Below are 19,131 nucleotides of genomic sequence, written 5' to 3'. Positions count from 1 at the left end.
CATTTTGCCCCATACCGTCCAGGCGCTTATTCTTCCGGCGCTGCCTCGTCTTCCGGAACGATTTTTCTGATTAATACCCGGTTAATGCGGACATGATCAACTTCCTCAATCATAAACTCATAATCCTGATACACAACCTTTTGACCGACATGAGGCTCTATTTCCACCATGGAATACACCCAGCCGCCAATGGTGTCAAAATCATCCGAGTCCAGGGTAACGCCGATAATTTCACTTACCGTGCCGATTAACAGCCGCCCGTCGACGGAATAAACGTTTTCCCCCCTCGCTTCCACCAACGGCCGTTCTTCATCAAACTCATCCTGAATTTCCCCGACAATCTCTTCCAGAATATCCTCAATGGTAACAAGGCCGGCAGTTCCGCCATATTCATCAACCACAATCGCGACCTGGGACTTGTCTTTCTGCAGCCGTCTGAGCAGTTCGCTGATCGGCATAGATTCCGGTATCGCCATAATTTCCCTGACTACCTGCTTAAGGTCGGGATTTTTTTCCTGGGCCACTTGCTTCAGGATATCCTTGATATGCACAAAGCCAATGATGTTATCTTTATCCGGCGCACAGACCGGGTACCTCGTCAATTGCTCTTCAATCGCCTTATCCAGGTTTTTGGCAAAGGAGTCCTCCGCCGATAAGCAGATCATATCAGTCCGGGGAATCATTACTTCGCGAACATTTCTTTCGGCAAATTCAAATATATTATCAACAAACGTCAGCTCTGTTTTATTAATAAAGCCTTGCTTGTGACTTTCCTCCATTAAGATTCTGATTTCTTCTTCCGTATGAGCCGCCTCATGCTCGCTTGCCGCATGGATGCCCACACTCCGCAATATCCAATTGGCAATGGCATTTAGCACCCAGATAGCCGGATACATCAGCTTGTAAAACGCAATCAGGGGAACTGACGTCCATAATACAACACTGTCGGTCTTTTGGATTGCCAATGACTTGGGAGCAAGCTCACCCAGAATGATATGCAAAGCAGTGATGATCGAGAAAGCAATAGCAAAGGAAACGGCATGCACCATTTGGGCGGAAAACCCCAAATCAACCATAATTGGTGCAATGATATCGGCAATCGCCGGTTCGCCAATCCAGCCAAGTCCCAATGAGGCCAGCGTAATTCCCAGCTGGCAGGCCGACAAGTACGCATCCAGGTGCTCAACAAGTTTTTTGGCATAGGTGGCCCTGGTATTTCCTTCGTGCAGCAGCGTTTCGAGCCGGGTACTGCGGACTTTGACCATGGCGAATTCAGCCGCTACAAAAAAGCCATTTAACAACACCAGCACGATGATTAAAACTAAATTCAAAATAATAGACGCAGGGTCCAATAAATTCCTATCCGCTTGGTAGAGCGAATAGGGTTCACCTCCTAGTATATTCAATTCATAGTTATTATCGACAGCCGGACAAAATTCCAAACAACATCTGGCTAAATGCTGTAGGATAATTTCCGTTTATCGTATTGATATACATTATATTCGTATATTCATAAAATCACAACCTGCAATATCGGGGCGCACAGCCCCTGGCTGACGACGGCCAATCAAATTACCGGCCTGCCGCTGTCATTTCATGACCCAGCGTTTGCAACGGCAATATCCCCGGCAAAATTCAGCCATCGACAGGGATCATTACCGTAAATACGCAGCCTTTGCCTAACTCACTCTGAACCGTTATTGTTCCTTGGTGGGCTTCAACGATCCAGCGCGCAATGGACAAGCCCAGTCCGGTGCCGCCAAACTCCCGTGAACGAATTTTATCCACCCGGTAAAAGCGTTCAAAAATCATTGCTTTATGTTCCTGGTCAATACCGATCCCATTATCCCGGACCGTAATTTTGAGCTTGGAATTATGGTCGTAAACGATTTCCAGCTTAACGTTTACCGTGCCGTGATTTGGCGTATATTTTATTGCATTATCAATCAGAATAAGCAACAGTTGACTAATGCGGGAACGGTCCGCCTGAATTTCACCCGCCTGATCGCAGTCCAGCTGTAGTCTGATATCCTTGGCGTTGGCCAGTGACTGTAAAGAGCGGATAACATGTCCGGCGACAATTCTGCTGTCAAATGTCTCCCGCAGCAACTCGACAACATTGGCGTCTATCCTGGCCAGGGTCAGCAAATCGGCGACAATCCGGGACATTTTCCTGATTTCATCTTTCATATCAGTCAAAACCTGGCTGGAAAACGCAGAAAACCGGTTATCCTCGTCGGTCTGGACAACATCCACCGAAGCCAGCAGTACGCTGATCGGCGTCCTCAACTCATGAGAAGCGTCCGCCACAAATTCCCGTTGCCTGGCGAACGACTGGTTAATGGGTATCATTGCCCGTCCGGCCAAAAAATAGCCGGCGGTAAAGGCAATTGCCAAAATAATCAACGATCCGCCCAGCAGGATAAGGCCCAGTTTCTGCCAGGTATAATAATACCAGGTAATGTCATTGCCCAAATACACGGTGCCAATCAATTGCAAATTATCATATACAGGGTGCGCGGTAATGATAAAAAAAGCGGTTGTGCCGTCCGACAGCCTGGCATGGTGTAAACTGGCCACACCTGCCTGCACCTCACCGCTTTCAATCAGCGCCCGGACAATGTCCTGCAAAGCCGGCACTGTTCTGGTTCCTGCTTCCAGCGGCCCGTTTACAGCCTGAACATAGTAAAAAATAGTGCTGCTGGTTTTTTCATTCTCATCATCATGAATCAAAGACCCCTCAAGTTTGTAAACTGCAAGCTGCTCATCGGCTTCCTCCTTGGCAACCTGCAGCACGCTTTGCTGCAGCGCATAGACAATGGCGCCCGTAAAACCGACAAAACCAACCACAACAAAGGTTAGCAGAATTAACGCCATAATTCCGGTATACATTAAAGTAAGCCGTTTACGGATCTTTCTGAACATCCGTTACCTCCAGTTTATAGCCAATTCCCCGCACATTGTGAATAAGTTCCGGTTCGCCGGGAAAATCAATTTTTTTCCGCAATAAGCGAACATAGGCTTCCAGATTATTCGGCGTAACCTCGCTCTCCAGCCCCCAGACCCGGTCCAGCAGAATCTCCTTGGCCAAAACGTGTCCATTATTCTGAATCAGCAAATCCAGCAGTTGAAATTCCCGGCCGGTTAATTGAATTTCCCGGTCACCGCGTTTCACCAGATGCGTGGAACGGCTCAGGAGCAGATCGCCAACCCGTATGGTATCTGCTTTAAGCTGCAAACCGCCCCGGCGCCCCAGGGCTCTGATGCGCGCCAGCAGTTCGACAAATTCAAATGGCTTGACTACATAATCATCCGCGCCTGAATTTAAGCCGCGTACCCGGTCGCATAATTCATCCCGGGCGGTCAGCATCAGGATGCTTCTTTGATACCCCTCTTCTCTCAGCCGTTCACAGACCCTAATGCCGGTTTCAACCGGCATCATCCAGTCCAGGACAATCACGTCATAGGCTGTATACATAGCATATTCAAAAGCCGTGTCGCCCTGTACAACCCAGTCAACAGCCATTTTTTCTTTCTCCAGCATATGTTTAACCAGCTTACCCAGCCGCAGGTCATCTTCAGCTAATAATATCCGCATGGCTGCTCCTTTCGCTGTGCAGCCTCCCGGTCCGGAAGTTACCCGGCTTCTCCTGCGCTTAGCCCACAGCAGTTCTTACCCTTATCATACCACATTTTCCTTAACCGCAAAATTCTTGGAACCTGCCGGGCATAAATACTGCCTGATACCTTATCAGCCCTAATTTTATTGACAGTATGATTGCCTGAATGGTACAATTTTCTAAAATATTGTTTGATCAGGGAATTCCTTGTCAAACAGCGCCGGAAGGAGGCGAATAAATGTCATTTCACCATGGCCGGATTGATCTGGGATTGGCGCTTACTTTCTTTAGCAGTTTATTATCCCTGCCTTTTAGTAAACGGTATCATGTATGGCTTGGCATCTGCTTCGGCTTATTGACGGTTATTCATACCTGGCAGCACCGGCGGCAGGTATCCTGCCACCTTCAAAAGGAGCGACAGCCAATGGATTTATTGTCCCAGTATAAAAAAATGACCAATTCCGCCAAAAAAACCTATTTATTGCAGCAAGTCCAGGTATTACACTATATCCGGGGACGTGTTCGCCTATATTCCCGGCATTTGGTCAATAACGCCGGCATAGCGGCTGAAATCCGCCGGCAATTGGAAGCCGCTCCGGAGGTAACCAATTTTTCGGTAAATACTCTGACCGGTTCGGTGCTCATTGAATATGCACCGGAAAAAATAGCCAATAATCCTTTGCTGCAAGAATTGGAACAGCTTGCCGCAAAACAATACGGACGGTGATGTAAATGTCATATTTATCCGGTCTGGCTTTAGGCCTGTCGGCCGGTCACCAGCTTAACGGCCTGCTTGGCAGCCAGGGCTTTCGCCTGGTGCATTCCCTGCCCGGCAGACGCCGCTACCACCACGAGGAGCTCTGCAATAATCCCAGGCTGGCCCGCCGCTGGGAACAGCAGCTGCCGGCAATACCCGGATTAATAAAAGTACAGTTTTCTCCGTTATCCGGCAGCATACTGATCGAGTACACTTGCACTGACGATTATATCGACCTGTTAGTCAATTTTCTGGAGCAGCTGCATAGAATCCCTGAACCGCATGATCAATACGGCCGGCTGGGCGCTGACATCCGGCGGACTTTTCACCGGCTGAACCGCAATATATTTAAAAAGACCAACCGCATTCTTGATCTTCGTACACTGCTGGCAGTAGGCTTTACGGTTTGGGGCGGATTAAAAATGTGGACAACCGGGCAGCGGCCTTCCGGCTCGCAAATGATATGGTGGGCTTACGCTTTGCTGAGAGGACGAGACTAATGTCATACCGGTATATAGCATTTCCCCTCAGCCCCTCCCTATCAGACCGCCAAAAAACAATCATCGAAGCACGTATCCGGCTCATTCCGACCGTCGTCAGCGCATCGGCCGGCGTCAACGGAAAAGTTGTTGTTTATTATGACGGTTTTCTACCGCTCAATAAAGTAAATACCATCCTCCAGCAAGCGGCCTGCACAGCAAGGCCTTTGTCGCCGTTAAGCAAGCAGCCTGCTGAAGAACTGCATTTATCACTTGCTGAGCACCGCCGGGAAACAATTTTGACCGGCGTTGGTTTCGTCGGCCTGCAATTATTGCGCATGGCCGCTCCCGGTATGTTCAATACCCTGTATCTGGCCCGCAGCGCCTTTGTGCTGTTATCTGCCCGGCATTACATCGCCAGCGGAATTCGCAGCCTGCTTGTTGATCGTCAGCCGAATGCCGATACATTGACAGCCACGGCAGTGGTAGCCTCCGTATTAAGCGGTAAACCAGAGTCAAGCTTAACCCTGCTGACCCTTTCCAACTTTGCCGAAACGCTTACTACCTTCACCGCCGAACGCGCCCGCAAGCATATTTCCAATTTGCTCCGGCTGGACGAGCAATATGTCTGGAAAATTGAAGAAAACGGCCATGAAATGCGGGTTGCCGTAACCAGCCTGCAATTAGGCGACCGGATCGGCGTCCATTTGGGCGAAAAAATCTGCGTCGACGGCAAAGTGCTGTCAGGAGCGGCTGCGGTTGACCAGTCTTCCATTACCGGTGAATATATCCCGGTAGAGAAAACGCCTGGCGACAATGTCTATGCCGGCACTGTGCTCCAAAACGGCTTCCTGGAAGTCCTGGTTGAAAAACTCGGTGACGATACTGCCGTAGCCCGGATTGTGCATATGGTGGAAGAAGCTCAAACCAGACGTGCGCCGGTGCAAAACTTCGCCGAACGCATGTCAAATATGCTTGTGCCGATTTCTTTTATTGCCGCCGGTTTGGTTTACGGAGCGACAAAAGACTGGCAGCGTGTCTTAAATATGCTGTTCATTGATTTTTCCTGCGGTCTTAAGCTTTCCACAGCCACCGCCATCTCGGCGGCTATTGGCCGCGCCGCCAGCCGCGGGGTACTGGTTAAAGGCGGCAATTATATCGAACTGCTGGCCGGAGTAGATACCGTCGCACTTGATAAAACCGGCACCATTACCATTGGAAAACCACAGGTTGTGTCAATAAAAACCGCGCCCGGAATTCAGGAGCGGGAGTTGCTGCTGCTGGCGGCTTCCGCGGAATATCATTCTTCCCATCCGCTGGCGGCAGCCATTTTAGAGCATGTTGAACACCAGGGATGGACAATCCCGCCGCATACCGACACCGAAACCATCGTTGCCCGGGGCATCCGGGCCCAGGTGCCTGATTTCGATGAGATTCGCGGCGGTTCCGTCCTGGTCGGCAGTTGGCGCTTTATGCAGGAAAACCAGGTTCAAAGCGCTGGTTTCGGCGCCGAACCCGGTTCTGAGCATGGCTATAATCTCATTTATACTGCCCGCGATCAAAAATTGTTAGGAATGCTCATCGTCAGCGACCCTATCCGCCCGACCTGGAAAAAAACCATCAATCAATTGCGGCGGCAGGGCATTGATGAAATTGTCATGATTACAGGCGATACCGAACAGGTCGCCAAGCATGTCGCTTCCGCCCTGGATATCGACGCCTATCATGCCGAAGTAATGCCGGAAGATAAAGCGGCCTTGATTACCAAAATGCAACGCCGCTCACAGGTCCTGATGATTGGCGACGGCGTTAACGACGCTCCGGCTCTGGCCTTCGCCGATGTTGGCGTTGCCATGGGCGGCCGCCGCACGGATATTGCGGTCGAATCAGCGGCTATTACCATTAATTCTGAAGATCCGCTGGTACTGTCCGAAGTTGTAACTCTGGGCAAACATACGATGAAGATTGTCCGGCAGAACTTTGCCACTACCATCGCGGTGAATACGGCAGCCATGCTGCTTGGCGCCGTCGGCCGGACCAATCCAATGGTTTCGGCGCTCATTCATAACGCGGCTACGGTTGGCGTTGTATTAAACAGCGCCCGGCTGCTGATGGTAACGAAGAAGCCCTGGTAAATACCCATCCCCGATCTCGAAAGGAGGTGAACTACATGTTTACAAGAAGTGATTTTTGGATTGGACTAGTAGTAGGTACAATTGCCGGAGCGTTCGGTTACAAACTTATGTCTGAGCAATCCGCTCGGGCAATGGCCCCGCAGGCCCCTGCCATTGCCGCCGGAGTAGGTGAACCGCCTTTGGATGAACTCGTACGTCAAAAAGAACGCCTGGAAGACTTGATTGCGGAAAGACAGGTTCAAAACTAAGCCTGATATTTACTTGTTTTCATTAAAGGAGCACCTTCTTTATGCAGATAAAGAAGGTGCTCCTTTTTTCCGCCGGATTCCGTCCGCAGCGCGGTTTCTCTGCTGCACCACAGCGGCATTGCCTTGGCCGGCCGCGCCAAAAACCGCCACCCGGTTTGATCCCGGATGGCGGTTACGGAATATCGTAAATTATAAGTATCGGCGCCCGGCTTTATCTCAGCTTGACCTCAGTTTAAACGAAACCGGCAGCCTTATAAAAGCCGGCACTGTCTTTCCGCTTCTGCGGTCCTTGGCCGGTATAAACCGCCATTTTCTCACCGCAGACACCGCCGCATCATCCAATAGCGGGGAACCGCTCGAACTGGTCACCGACACCTCATCCGGCCGGCCATTGCTCAACACCTTTACCCGCAAAACGGCGACCCCTTCGTGACCGGCTTTGCGCGCTGCCGGCGGATAAGATGGTTCAACTTTGGATAAAACGCCTGGCGCTGCGATCCCGCTTTGCGATCCGCCACCGCCGCCGCCCGATGCAGCAGCAGCCGGTGCTGACTTTCGGCCGCCGCCGCCGCGCGGCGCGGGCGAGGGCGCAGGCTTAGGCGCGGGAGCTGCCACGGGAGCTGCCTGAGTCGGGGCAATTTCATCTGAAGCGACCACCGGCTCAGGAACCGGCTGGCTGGCTGGCGGCTGCGGCTCGGTGGGCGCAGGCTCTATCGGCGCAGGCTCAGGCGCCTGTGGCGGCGCAGGTTCCGGTGTCGGCCCGGCCCGGTCAGCCAAAGGATCACTGACCAGATCCATCTCCATGATTACTTCTTCCGCCGGCAGCGCCGGCGCAGTCAGCCCGATACTAAGGAAGCCAGCGGCCGCAAACACCAGAAAATGCAGGAAAACCGATACTGACATGGCTTTGCGCCACTGATTTGTATAGCTCATCGTTTTACCTCACCTTCTCGACTGCCACCGCCACCCGCTGGGCGCCTGAAAGTTTCAACTCATCCAATACCGCGATTACCTGTCCATAGGGAACCTGTTTGTCCCCTCTAAGGATAAATACGGTATCCGATTGTTTGCCCAATTCTAAATTCACCCGTTTGGCCAGCAGATTTACCGGCATTTCTTCCATATTGAACATAACGTTGCCGTTTTCCAGCACCGTTACATTGATGCTCTGCGGTTTATCCTGCTGGGATGCCGCAGCCTGCGGCAGGTTAACCGGAATGGTATGCTGCTCGACCATATAAAGGGTGCTCATCATAAAAAATACCAGCAGGAAGAAAATGATGTCAATCATCGGGATAATCATCAGTTGAGGCTGGTTTTCCACCCGTAAACTACGCAATTTCATGAGCATCTCTCCGGTTTGTTTTCTTTGCCGGCAAATAGCCGATCACCATTGCCGCTATTTGCTCGACATCGGTAACTAATTTATTTACCTGGCGCGAGAAATAGCTGTGCGCCACCAGTGCCAGCGTCGCCACACTCAGTCCGGTAGCCGTCGCGATCAGCGCTTCTCCAACCCCGCCGGTTATCGCCATCGGCTGACCGGACTGAACGTTTAACACGCTAAATGACCCAATCATGCCGATAACCGTACCCAGCAAGCCTAACAGCGGCGATAAGGTAACAATTGTACTAAGATCATCCAGATACTCGCGCAGGCGGGAGCAAGTTAAAGCTGCAGCGCCTTCCACTGCAACGTCGGCCTGAGCGCCGCGCAGATTTGCCTGCAGCCCGGCTGACGCCACCTCTGCGACTGCGGATGAAGACTGCTGGCAGAACTGCGCCGCTTCATTAACATTATGTTTCTCCAAAAGCGTCTGCAGCTTGTTATGAAAGACCTTTGCGTCAGTGTTCAGGCTGCGGTAATACAGGAATCGCTCAACCGATATGGTTACAACGAATAATGAGCAGGCCAACAGCAAATACATTACCGGGCCGCCTTTGTGAAACAAATCAATAGTGTTCATAATAAAGTCCATGGGGGTAGCTCCTTTTGTTTAGAGATTTGGCGATGCACGCCTGATCATTGGGGATGGTTCAGTCTTGCCGCTCAGTAGAACAGCGGCAGTGTAACGAGCGCTGCTATCATTGGCCTTGGCAGTAATCAGAGCGCCGTGAGCGGCCAGAACGCCGCCGATGCCGGCTGACTCTCCTGGTAAGCAAAAACCGGCTTTATCAGGCTTTTGGCGCGGCCATTGTCAAACAGCGGCAGACGAGCAATGACTTAGTTGCCATACTCAGGTTTAGGTGCTCGTGCGTCATACTGACTGTAGGCCAGTAAACGGTTCTTCTTTATGGTTAAGCAGCCTTTGCCGCATCCAGCTCGGCCATTCTTACGGCATGGCTGTTGGTTATTGCCATGTTGATGCTGAGCGGCAGGGTCAGCGTGACCGGGGGGAAGCATGACTGATACTGGCCGTACTCCAGCATAGCAGTATCAATGTCAGTTTGGCGGCAGTTGAATGAATACGCACTTGCGCTCACCCCTTTTCGCCGACGTGGCCGGTTGAGGGGGCAAAGCAACCAGCCCGCCCGTTATGCGGCGCATGATTGCAGCATTGGATTCCAGCCCTTCATATGGCAGCAGAATTCATTGTCATGCCGGACGGCAAACTAAAGTCCGTTTTACCTGAGCGCAGCGCCGGCGTTTATCCATAGACTCTGCTGCTCCTTCCGTAAATGTAAAATTAGCTATGTAAGTAAATGATTGCTGAGTAAATTAAAGAAGGTGTTGCGAATATCAATCATTATCATTTGAATATTGCAATAGTGCCGCAAAATAACGCCGTTGGCAATCCTCAAACGGATTACCCAATTGTGGGCCAACTTACTACCGCTTATTTAGATATTATAGCAAGATATTTGGCGCTTAGCAATGATTATGATAACCAATTTTTCATCCTTTCGTTTTACCTTAGGCAGGGCACAGACTGAGAATCTTTATCACCACAAACATCACTGCCTAAGGTAAAGTTGTGATAAAAAAAGTGTAATTATATTATTTGGGATTATTATGCGCAAGCTTCACTCCCTTTTCCGTCCTGCTCAGCTGTAAACACCCCTACCCTGCTGCCGTATTTTGGTCAATGCCGAATTTAAATAAGATTGATTATCAAAGCAGGGAATTTTATTTCTGATGCCGAAACGTATAGAAAAAAAGAGAAGGTGTGGTTTTGTATGAAATATTTCCCTAAAATGCAACGGATCACTGTGGTTATGTTACTCATCCTGATGGGCCTGTCTGTCCCGGCGCTGGCTAAAGACCAGACGCCCGCCACTCCGCCCCGGATTCTGTCCTTAGCGCCAATTGCCCTTACCCCCGAGCTAACCGGCAAATATTCGGAGCAGACCGTACTGGTGAAAATCAAGGCGACAATATTGGACACGGGAACCATGGACAGCAATGTAGAAGTCATCACAAGTTCGGGCGATCCGGCTTTTGATCAGGCCGTTATTGATTCTCTGCAAAAATCGGTATTTACCCCCGCCTATACGGAAGACCGCCAGGCAATTTCCAGTTCAATTGTCCTCCCGCTCAATGTTAAAGTAGAAAAATATGTACCGGTAGAACCGCCCGCCCGCCAGCCTGACCAGGAAAACGCTTCCGTTCAGACATCGCCCTGACGGATTCCCGGAAACGACGCCCCCGTCCTCTTAACAACCTTTTGGGTGTCACGTTTTTATGTGTACCTGAATAGAATACATCAGGATAGAATGATATCCTGATGTATTCCGGTTTTGAAGATACCTGCACTGCCGGATTTGATTTCACCGGCCACCATTGGGTTTAGCGGTCATCTACCAGCAGCCCCTCCGCGGCTAACGCGGATACAACGTCCCCCTTTTTTACCAGGCAAGAGGCCTATTATACCATATGCCTCTTGCCGTTTATTATATCTGATAGTCATAAACCGGCTTATGGCATCTGACAGCCTGGCCGGCGGTGCTTTCAACCAGCCGCCCTTTGTCCAGGGCCAGTCTGCCGTTAACCAATACATAGTCGATTCCTTCCGGTTTGGCATTGGGCAGGCCAAATTCGGCCTTGTCCATAATGGTCTTCATATCAAAGACGACTAAATCGGCATCCATGCCGGCCCGGAGCCGGCCCTTGGCAGGAAAACCCAGCGTCTCCGCCGGCAAAAGCGTAGCTTTACGCACAGCCTCCATAATGGTCAGTTCGTACCGTTCGCCAACCATTTGCCGGAAATAGCGGGGGAAACTGCCGGCAATTTGCGGGTGACCCTCGCCCGGCGCATAAGGCCCGGTGTCAGTGGAAGGCATTCCGTAGGGATGGCTGAGCGCCAGATAGATTTCTTCTTCCACGCCGGTAAACACGACCACCGCCGTATGCGGGGCCGTCGTTCTAAGCTCGCGGTAGATGTCCATGGTTAGACGCCGGCCGTTGTATTTTCCGGTAATCACCAGGATGTCCTCCAGCCGCCAGCCATTGACAGCCATTGAATCCTCATCAAACAGTACCGCCCCGATATGGGTGGCCCACTGGGTGTACATGCCGCTGTCAAACCGGATATCCAACCCGTCCGCTCTGGCCCGGTTAATGACAGCCAAAGCCTCGTCAACCACCCCGGTGCCATATTGATAAACCAAATGCGATATTTGAATCCGGGCTCCGGTTTGCCGGGCAATGTCAACCGCCTCTACCAGCGAATACATATCAATTCCGGTACGCATTCTGGTATCTACGGCTACAATCCGGCCATAACGGGCCGCCAGCCTGCTCAAATGATACACTTCTTCATTTGAACTGCCCGGCGCATAGGCCAGTCCCAGGGACAATCCGCAGGCCCCGGCTTCAAACGCCTTTTCCACCATAGCTTCCATCCGGCTCAATTGCTGAGGGGTAGCAGGCTTAAGAGGATCAACTGCGCCAACAGTTTCCCGTAAACTGATCGAATGGCCGATCATTTCAGCCTGATTAATGATAAAGCCATTTTTTTCATGAGCGCTGAAAAACGCCTCGACATCCAGCGGGCTAAAGCCGCAGTTGCCGCCAATGGTGGTCGTTATCCCCTGGCGCAGGGACAGTTCACCGCAATAGGCGTCAAGGTCAACGTGACCGTGAATGTCGATGAATCCCGGCGCAACAATACGGCCGGCCGCATTAATTTCCTGCTTGCCGCAAATTTCGCTCTGCGTTACCGCCGCAATTTTGCCTGCCTGAATCCCGACACTGCCGGTACGCCTGGTCAGTGCTTCCGGGTCAATCAGTATTCCATCCTTGATCACGATATCAAACATGTCTGCATTCTCCATCTATATCTTTTTCTAGTACCGCGCGTCATTACTGCACCACCCCTGAATGCCAGGCGATGATGTCAATATGTATTCAACCATGAAAAAATGAAAACCTGCAAAGCTGCTGATTTTTTTGCAAATTTTAATGATAGCTGCCGGAAAACCGGCCGGCCGGTTGCATCTCCCGGAGCGAGCTATTAAAATAATGATAGATACTTCTCCAAGGAGGAACGCTATGGATTACACCTGGGAGCCTTTATTAGCCAATTTCCGGCAACAGCTTGACTATCTGCTAAGCTACGGCCATTTGCACCGCTTAGTCTTATCCATCGTGATTTTGGCCGCATTCTGGCTGCTGCGCAAGCGGTTTGCCGATTACACCGTATATCTTCTGGCAAAAATGACCAGCAACGAGCGGGTGGATACGCAGAGTTATTTGTCAACAGCCTGCCGTCGCCCGGCCATGAATATCATGGCCATGCTGGGCTTGTATTTTGCCGCCAAGAATTACCTGCCGCTCGGTTATGAACCGTTGCTCAACCGCATACTCAGTTCATTCATTGTGGTTTTCCTGACCCAGGGTCTTCACGGCCTGATTAAAATCTACGGCGACGATACCGCCGAACTGGAACGCCTGCTTGGCGCCAGCGTTGATAAAATCCTGATTCCCTTCTTCTCCAAGGTCATCCGGTTTTTAATTGTTGCCCTGGCCTTTGTGGTTGTCGCCAGCAACTGGGGCTATGATGTCAACGGTTTTATCGCCGGGCTGGGCTTGGGCGGGCTGGCGTTTGCCCTGGCGGCCAAAGATATGCTGGCCAATATTTTTTCCGGGATTGTCATTATTACCGATAAGCCTTTTGGGATTGGCGACTGGATTAAAACCCCCGACGTCGAAGGCACCATTGAAGACATCAACTTTCGCAGCACCAAAATTCGCACTTTTGAGCAGGCCCTGGTAACCGTGCCGAATGCCAGTCTGATCAACGCCCCGATTGTCAATTTTACCAAACGCAAGCTGCGCCGGATTACCTTTAACCTGAATGTCAGCTATGATACCCCCAGCCAAGCCTTGCAGCAATGCGTCAGCCGAATTCAGACGATGCTGGTCGATCATCCGGCCATTGATAATAAGATGATATTTGTTAAATTCGACACCTTTGGCGATAACTCCCTTACCATATTCCTCTATTTTTTTACCACAACCATTGTCTGGGAGGAATACTTAAACATTAAGCAGGAAGTCAATTTTCTGATTATGCAGATCCTGGAGGAAGAAGGCGTAGAAATTGCCATACCGCGAACCCGCAATTATTTTTCCTCACCTCTGGAAGTCATCCGGTCCGGCGGCGAAAAAACAGCGCAGCCGGAAAAAACGGAAGAAGCTTAACGCCGGCGGCGTTAAGCTTCTTCCATTTTCCAGAGTCCCCATCTGGCCCCGGCTGCCATTGCAGCCACCAGGCCAGGTTTCATGTAAAATTATCCTTTGTAAAATAAACAGCTCCAGCACAACTTCGCCGTCAGCATTTACCAGAATTGCCCCAAATGGCCTGTTGCCATGGTCTCCGGCCTGCTGCGAAACTCGTACCGCCGCCCGTAAATAATAAAGCGGTTCCTGCCAAGCAATGATTAATCACCTGCTCTCTAAACAATTGATAAACCGGATTGTAACAAATTGCAACGGCAAAATTCAGCTGAAAACTGACGCTTGCGCCAGGCTAAGTGCGCCGGTTTATGGAATATTGTTGACAGTATAATTTTCGTATGCTAGAATATTTGGTTATTTGATTTTTTGACGAAAATAGTGTATAATTAGTCTATATTACATTGAAAGGGGCGACTACATGTTTCAAATAGGCGATAAAATTTTTTATCCGATGCAGGGCGGCTGTGTAATTACAGCAATTGAAGAGCGGGATATCCTGGGTGAAACCAACCTATATTACATCATGAACATCCTTCATCGAAACATGCAAGTATCGATCCCTGTCGATAAAATTGAAACACTGGGAATACGTCCGATTGTCGAGCCCGATCTGCTGGACAACGTGCTAACAACGTTCCATAATGGCGAGACGGATACATCCTGCCGCGATAATCAACGTTACCGCCGGGATATAGTCAAACTAAAAAGTGGCGACATTTACGAAGGAGCCGAGGTTATCCGGGATTTAGTCAGAATTGCCAACCGCAAAAAGCTTGGGATAACCGATAAAAATATGCTGGATAACGCCCGGCAGATTCTGCTCAGCGAGGTTGTCCTTGTCAAGGATATTCCGTTAGAACAGGCATCTGACCTCCTGGATCAGGTAATCAACATGCACTAGTACTGATCAGGTACTAGTGTCGTCTAAATTAAAACTATTATTAAATTCCCGGTTCGCTAACAATTGGCTGCCCTGCCTGCAAGGTGAACAGCGCTCAGCTTGTTCACCTTTTTTATGTTTAAGTTCAGTTATCTTTGGCTGAACTTCTTTATTTCTCAAGGTCAAGCAGGATAATGTGCAAGTACAGCGAAGCACTATCACCATACATAAAATGCATACCGGTTCGTCATGCGGCCATGCAGGCCGCCCCGACTCCGAAGCTTTGTTCCCGTACGTTAGGGGCTTTGCTTGCGTGGTCTTATTTTTACTTTAAATCCGGGCGCCGTTCGCCCAAGACTTAAGGAGTGGTCAATCATTATGCATATGGCGGATGCTCTCATTTCACCGGTTGCCGGAGGAGCCATGTGGGCGGTAACAGCAGGCTTGACCGTTTATGCGGCCAACAGGGTAAAACAGGAACCTGACGAACAAAAGATTCCCCTGATGGGTGTTTTGGGCGCATTTGTATTCGCGGCCCAGATGATTAATTTTACCATACCTGGAACAGGCTCCAGCGGTCACATCGGGGGTGGGCTGTTGCTGGCGATCTTACTTGGCCCCCATGCCGCCTTTCTGACCATAGCCTCCATCCTGGCTGTGCAGGCGCTGCTTTTTGCCGATGGAGGTTTACTGGCGCTGGGGTGCAACATTTTCAACATGGGCTTTATCCCCTGTTATATTGCTTACCCCTTCATTTACCAGCCGCTGGCCGGCTCCAGCCCCTCGCCGGGCCGCCTGACCCGGGGCTCAGTTGCGGCAGCGGTAATCAGCCTGCAGCTGGGTGCATTCAGCGTAGTGCTGCAGACGCTCGTTTCAGGCATAACTGAATTGCCCTTTTCGGCCTTCGCTTTACTTATGCAGCCCATTCATCTGGCGATTGGGTTAATTGAGGGACTAGTAATCGCAGCGGTAGTGGGCTTTGTCTACCGGCAGTCTCCGGATATTCTTGCGGGAAATGACCGCCCCCTTGCGACCGCTCCCGCCCGAAAAGTTTTGCTGGTGTTACTGATCTTAACGGTAGTTGCCGCCGGCGCGCTATCCTGGTTTGCTTCCGTCAACCCCGACGGTTTGGAATGGTCAATTACCGCAACCAGCGGCCTGGAAGAATTAACGGCAACGAATGCTGTACATGGCTATCTGGCTGAAGTACAGCAAACCATCGCCTTTCTGCCAGACTATAATTTCAAGCCTGGGGACGTCGTGGCCGAGCCGGCCGCAGTTCAACCCGAGCAGACAGCCTGGCCGTCCGTCGATGCCGGAAAATCAGTTGCAGGCATTACCGGTTCGCTGATCACCCTTATTTTGGCCCTGACGATAGGCAAAGTCCTCCGTCTTGCGGCAAAACACTGAGCGTCAGCGGAAAATACAGGCTGCATTGCCCGCCTTGCAAGTTGTTTTCTGTGTGGTTTTCAGCCGCCCTGCCCAGCGCTCAATGAAAAGAGGCTTATTATGCTAAAGCTAGCAGCCCATTTGCTGGACTTACGCCAGCTTGATGAACTGGCCGCCCAGCAGACCTTTATTCACCGCCTGACCGGAAGCGCCAAAGTATTGACGACAATTGTTTTTGTCCTGGCGGTAACCTCTTTTTCCAAATATGAACTAAGCGGTCTGACGCCCTTCTTTTTTTATCCGATCATATTAATAAGCTTAGGAAATTTACCTTACAGCAGCATCCTGAAGCGACTGCTGGCCGCTGCCCCCTTCATCGTCGGTATCGGTTTATTTAACCCGCTGTTAGACCAGACTGCGCTCGCCGCCCTGGGCCCGGTTATCATCTCCGGCGGCTGGATTTCGTTTTTGTCCATTGTGCTAAAGCTGGCTCTGACTGTATCTGCAGCTTTGATCCTGGTGGCGACAACAGGCCTCAATTCCATTGGACTGGCTTTGCTGCGGCTGGGTGCGCCCAAGCCGCTCGTTGTCCAGCTGCTTTTTATGTACCGCTACCTGCAGGTGCTGATTGAAGAAGTCTATCGGCTTACCCTGGCCTATCAGCTGCGCGCGCCCGCTCGTAAAGGCATTCACTATCAGGCCTGGGGGTCACTGCCGGGGCAACTGCTGCTTAGGACGCTGGAACGGGCCAAGCGAATTTATCAGGCCATGCTGTGCCGGGGCTTTGATGGCGAAATCCGCCTGCTGCACACCGGAGTCTGGCAGCGCCGGGATACCCTGTATCTGGCGGGCTGGAGCTCCTTTTTCATCCTCTGCCGGTTTGCCAATATTCCGCAGGCTTTAGGCCGCTTACTGCTGGAGGTATTCAAATGAGCCATGGTGCAATTGACTTATCCGCCGTACATTATACTTATCCGGACGGCACAACGGCCTTAAATCAGCTCTCTTTGCATATTGAGCAGGGCGAATCGGTTGCCATTGTCGGCGCCAATGGCTCCGGGAAAACCACCCTGTTATCCCACCTGAACGGACTGCTGTCGCCGCAAAGCGGCGCGGTTGCGATCGGCGAATACACAGTAACCCCGGAAAACTTACCGCACATTCGCCGGCTGGTCGGCATGGTGTTTCAAAATCCTGATGACCAGCTCTTTATGCCAACCGTCTATGAGGATGTTGCTTTTGGGCCGCTTAACCTGGGACTATCTCCGGCCGAAACTGCGGCGCGGGTTACGGCGGCGCTTTCAGCCGTAGGCGCGCTAAGCTTAAAAGACCGGCCGGCCTACCGCCTGTCCGGCGGGCAGAAGCGGGCAGTAGCCGTTGCCGCAGTTCTCTCCATGGAGCCAGCCATTTTAGTGCTGGACGAACCGACGGCAGCGCTGGACCCGCTGGCCCGCCGTCAGTTGATCAACCTGCTGAAAACCTTTCGTCATACGAAAATAATTGCCACCCATGACCTTGAGCTGGCACTGGAGGTGTGTGAACGGACTGTTGTCATCGGCAAAGGAACGGTTCTTGCCGCCGGGCCAACCGGCGCGGTGTTCTCCGATAATGCCCTGCTACAGCAAGCCGGTCTGGAACAACCGCTGGCCCTGCGCCTCTGTCCGGTGTGCAAAACCCGATTTTTCTCTGACCGGCGCCGCGCTGCTTTACCGGACGATGCGCCCAGGCTCTAAGCCTGACATATTTTTGCGCCGCTGACTACAGTTTTTTGACCGGAGGTCATTTGGCGAATAGCTGACTTATCCATAAGGAGGGAACGGCCATTAAAAAATTAATGCAATTTTTCGGACAGCTCTTATTACTATGCCTGGTTTACTGGACTGGCAGCCAAATTGTCCTTTGGCTGCGCCTGCCGGTACCAGGCACCGTCGCCGGCATGCTGCTGCTCTTTGTTCTATTATCCGCCGGCATCATTAAACTACAGCACATTCAGCTGGCCACCGACTTTTTGTTAAAACATATGCTCTTTTTCTTTATTCCGATTGCTGTCGGGCTAATGAACTGGGGCGGCTTATTCCGGAGCAACGGCTTTATTCTGGCGGCAGCCATTATTGCCGGAGCGGCAGTGCCGTTTTTTGTCATTGGCCGCCTCGGCCAAAAAATGGCAGGGAGGAAAAGCCGATGCACCAGTTAACGACCGCTTTCACGATCATGATCACTATAGCCGCCTATTTCATTGGCCGCCAGGTCTTTGTCCGCTTTCACCATCCGCTGGCCAATGTGGTGCTTGTCAGCACGGCGCTGGTCATTAGCGTTTTGCTGGCCGCGGGCATACCTCATGCCGATTATGTACCGGGAATGGAAATCATGACCTATCTGCTGGGACCGGCTACCGTAGCGCTGGCCGTGCCGGTATATAAAAACCGGTTATTGCTGAAGAAATATGCCGGGCCAATCGTCGCCGGAGTAGTTTCCGGTTCACTGCTGTCGATTACCACTGCCATGCTGATTGTTAAACTGGGCGGCTTAAACGCAACGGTGATTGCCTCAATTGCGCCTAAATCAGCCACAATACCCTTTGCGGTTGAAGTGGCGGGAATGACTGGCGGCGATCCCTCCTTAGCGGCCGCTTTCGTGGTAGCTACCGGAACCTTCGGCTCCATCTTCGGCTTGACCCTGCTTACCGGTCTTAAGATCAGCAATCCCGCAATTCGCGGACTGGCGATGGGTACGGTATCCCACGGCCAGGGTGTGGCGATGGCGCTCACCGAAGGAGAACAACAAGGCTCGATGGCTGGCGTGGCAATGGCGCTGACCGGTATTTTCACCGCAATTGCCGCTCCTTTTCTCATTCCTTTTTTCTTGTAGCGGCCGGGACAAAGGCAATTTTTGCAAACGCGCGGCAAACGGCGAATTAGGCATTGACAAAAACCGCCCTGGCCTG

General features: G+C 51.4%; 20 protein-coding genes. 12 read left to right on the top strand and 8 right to left on the bottom strand.

The window, feature by feature from the left end:
* Positions 1–26: 26 nt before the first annotated feature.
* From BLR06_RS11305 to BLR06_RS11295, 3 genes are all read right to left on the bottom strand, one after another.
* Complete coding sequence (locus BLR06_RS11305; protein WP_092073056.1) at positions 27–1,352, bottom strand: hemolysin family protein; 1,326 nt, start codon at positions 1,350–1,352, stop codon at positions 27–29.
* Between the two features lie 283 nt (positions 1,353–1,635).
* The gene (locus BLR06_RS11300; protein ID WP_092073053.1) at positions 1,636–2,925 is read right to left on the bottom strand and encodes a sensor histidine kinase; all 1,290 of its coding nucleotides are present in this window, start codon (positions 2,923–2,925) and stop codon (positions 1,636–1,638) included.
* Positions 2,906–3,598 carry a response regulator transcription factor gene (locus tag BLR06_RS11295; protein WP_092073050.1) on the bottom strand — a complete coding sequence of 231 codons (693 nt, stop codon included), beginning with the start codon at positions 3,596–3,598 and terminating at the stop codon, positions 2,906–2,908. Before BLR06_RS11295 ends, BLR06_RS11300 begins: the two co-directional genes overlap by 20 nt.
* 260 nt (positions 3,599–3,858) lie before the next feature.
* Between BLR06_RS11295 and BLR06_RS11290 the strand changes: the two genes are divergently transcribed.
* From BLR06_RS11290 to BLR06_RS11275, 4 genes are read left to right on the top strand one after another with little or no spacing between them, the layout of a single operon-like run.
* The gene (locus BLR06_RS11290; protein ID WP_092073047.1) at positions 3,859–4,347 is read left to right on the top strand and encodes an HMA2 domain-containing protein; all 489 of its coding nucleotides are present in this window, start codon (positions 3,859–3,861) and stop codon (positions 4,345–4,347) included.
* 5 nt (positions 4,348–4,352) lie between these two features.
* Positions 4,353–4,877, top strand: a complete 525-nt coding sequence (locus tag BLR06_RS11285; protein WP_092073044.1) for an HMA2 domain-containing protein — start codon at positions 4,353–4,355, stop codon at positions 4,875–4,877.
* On the top strand, positions 4,877–6,991 hold the full coding sequence (locus tag BLR06_RS11280) for a heavy metal translocating P-type ATPase (RefSeq protein WP_092073041.1): 2,115 nt from the start codon (positions 4,877–4,879) through the stop codon (positions 6,989–6,991). The genes BLR06_RS11285 and BLR06_RS11280 overlap by 1 nt, the downstream gene beginning before the upstream one ends.
* 35 nt (positions 6,992–7,026) lie before the next feature.
* A complete protein-coding gene (locus BLR06_RS11275; protein ID WP_092073038.1) occupies positions 7,027–7,239 on the top strand; it encodes a 50S ribosomal protein L9 in 213 nt (70 codons plus the stop codon).
* A gap of 216 nt (positions 7,240–7,455) precedes the next feature.
* On the opposite strand, the gene BLR06_RS11270 is transcribed toward BLR06_RS11275, so the two are convergent.
* The 4 genes from BLR06_RS11270 to BLR06_RS11255 form a co-directional block, all read right to left on the bottom strand.
* Positions 7,456–8,172 carry an energy transducer TonB gene (locus BLR06_RS11270; protein ID WP_092073035.1) on the bottom strand — a complete coding sequence of 239 codons (717 nt, stop codon included), beginning with the start codon at positions 8,170–8,172 and terminating at the stop codon, positions 7,456–7,458.
* A 4-nt stretch (positions 8,173–8,176) separates the two neighbouring features.
* Positions 8,177–8,584 (bottom strand): ExbD/TolR family protein, encoded by a 408-nt coding sequence (locus BLR06_RS11265; RefSeq protein ID WP_092073032.1) that lies wholly within the window; start codon positions 8,582–8,584, stop codon positions 8,177–8,179.
* Positions 8,571–9,218: a MotA/TolQ/ExbB proton channel family protein gene (locus tag BLR06_RS11260; protein WP_092073029.1), complete on the bottom strand. Its 648-nt coding sequence runs from the start codon at positions 9,216–9,218 to the stop codon at positions 8,571–8,573. Before BLR06_RS11260 ends, BLR06_RS11265 begins: the two co-directional genes overlap by 14 nt.
* A gap of 319 nt (positions 9,219–9,537) precedes the next feature.
* Positions 9,538–9,723, bottom strand: coding sequence for a hypothetical protein (locus tag BLR06_RS11255; RefSeq protein WP_092073026.1), 186 nt, complete (start codon positions 9,721–9,723; stop codon positions 9,538–9,540).
* Between the two features lie 693 nt (positions 9,724–10,416).
* On the opposite strand from BLR06_RS11255, the gene BLR06_RS11250 reads away from it, so the two are divergent.
* The gene (locus tag BLR06_RS11250; protein ID WP_092073023.1) at positions 10,417–10,863 is read left to right on the top strand and encodes an energy transducer TonB; all 447 of its coding nucleotides are present in this window, start codon (positions 10,417–10,419) and stop codon (positions 10,861–10,863) included.
* 267 nt (positions 10,864–11,130) lie between these two features.
* Here the strand turns inward: BLR06_RS11250 and BLR06_RS11245 are convergent, their stop codons facing one another.
* Positions 11,131–12,498 (bottom strand): N-acyl-D-amino-acid deacylase family protein, encoded by a 1,368-nt coding sequence (locus BLR06_RS11245; RefSeq protein WP_218039574.1) that lies wholly within the window; start codon positions 12,496–12,498, stop codon positions 11,131–11,133.
* A 232-nt stretch (positions 12,499–12,730) separates the two neighbouring features.
* Between BLR06_RS11245 and BLR06_RS11240 the strand changes: the two genes are divergently transcribed.
* From BLR06_RS11240 to BLR06_RS11210, 7 genes are all read left to right on the top strand, one after another.
* Positions 12,731–13,882: a mechanosensitive ion channel family protein gene (locus tag BLR06_RS11240; RefSeq protein WP_092073020.1), complete on the top strand. Its 1,152-nt coding sequence runs from the start codon at positions 12,731–12,733 to the stop codon at positions 13,880–13,882.
* A 454-nt stretch (positions 13,883–14,336) separates the two neighbouring features.
* Positions 14,337–14,819: a CarD family transcriptional regulator gene (locus BLR06_RS11235; RefSeq protein WP_092073017.1), complete on the top strand. Its 483-nt coding sequence runs from the start codon at positions 14,337–14,339 to the stop codon at positions 14,817–14,819.
* A gap of 357 nt (positions 14,820–15,176) precedes the next feature.
* Positions 15,177–16,208 (top strand): energy-coupling factor ABC transporter permease, encoded by a 1,032-nt coding sequence (locus BLR06_RS11230; protein WP_092073015.1) that lies wholly within the window; start codon positions 15,177–15,179, stop codon positions 16,206–16,208.
* Positions 16,209–16,307: 99 nt separating this feature from the next.
* Entirely contained in the window at positions 16,308–17,120 is an 813-nt protein-coding gene (cbiQ, locus tag BLR06_RS11225) for a cobalt ECF transporter T component CbiQ (protein ID WP_092073012.1), read from the top strand.
* Positions 17,117–17,920: an energy-coupling factor ABC transporter ATP-binding protein gene (locus tag BLR06_RS11220; RefSeq protein ID WP_092073009.1), complete on the top strand. Its 804-nt coding sequence runs from the start codon at positions 17,117–17,119 to the stop codon at positions 17,918–17,920. The genes cbiQ and BLR06_RS11220 overlap by 4 nt, the downstream gene beginning before the upstream one ends.
* 101 nt (positions 17,921–18,021) lie before the next feature.
* Positions 18,022–18,381: a CidA/LrgA family protein gene (locus BLR06_RS11215; protein ID WP_092073006.1), complete on the top strand. Its 360-nt coding sequence runs from the start codon at positions 18,022–18,024 to the stop codon at positions 18,379–18,381.
* A complete protein-coding gene (locus BLR06_RS11210; protein WP_092073003.1) occupies positions 18,369–19,055 on the top strand; it encodes an LrgB family protein in 687 nt (228 codons plus the stop codon). The genes BLR06_RS11215 and BLR06_RS11210 overlap by 13 nt, the downstream gene beginning before the upstream one ends.
* Positions 19,056–19,131: the final 76 nt, after the last annotated feature.

The sequence above is a fragment of the Dendrosporobacter quercicolus genome (assembly GCF_900104455.1).
Classification (GTDB): Bacteria; Bacillota; Negativicutes; order DSM-1736; family Dendrosporobacteraceae; genus Dendrosporobacter; species Dendrosporobacter quercicolus.
Note: the sequence above shows the minus strand (reverse complement) of the source record. Positions and strands in the feature narration are given on the sequence as shown.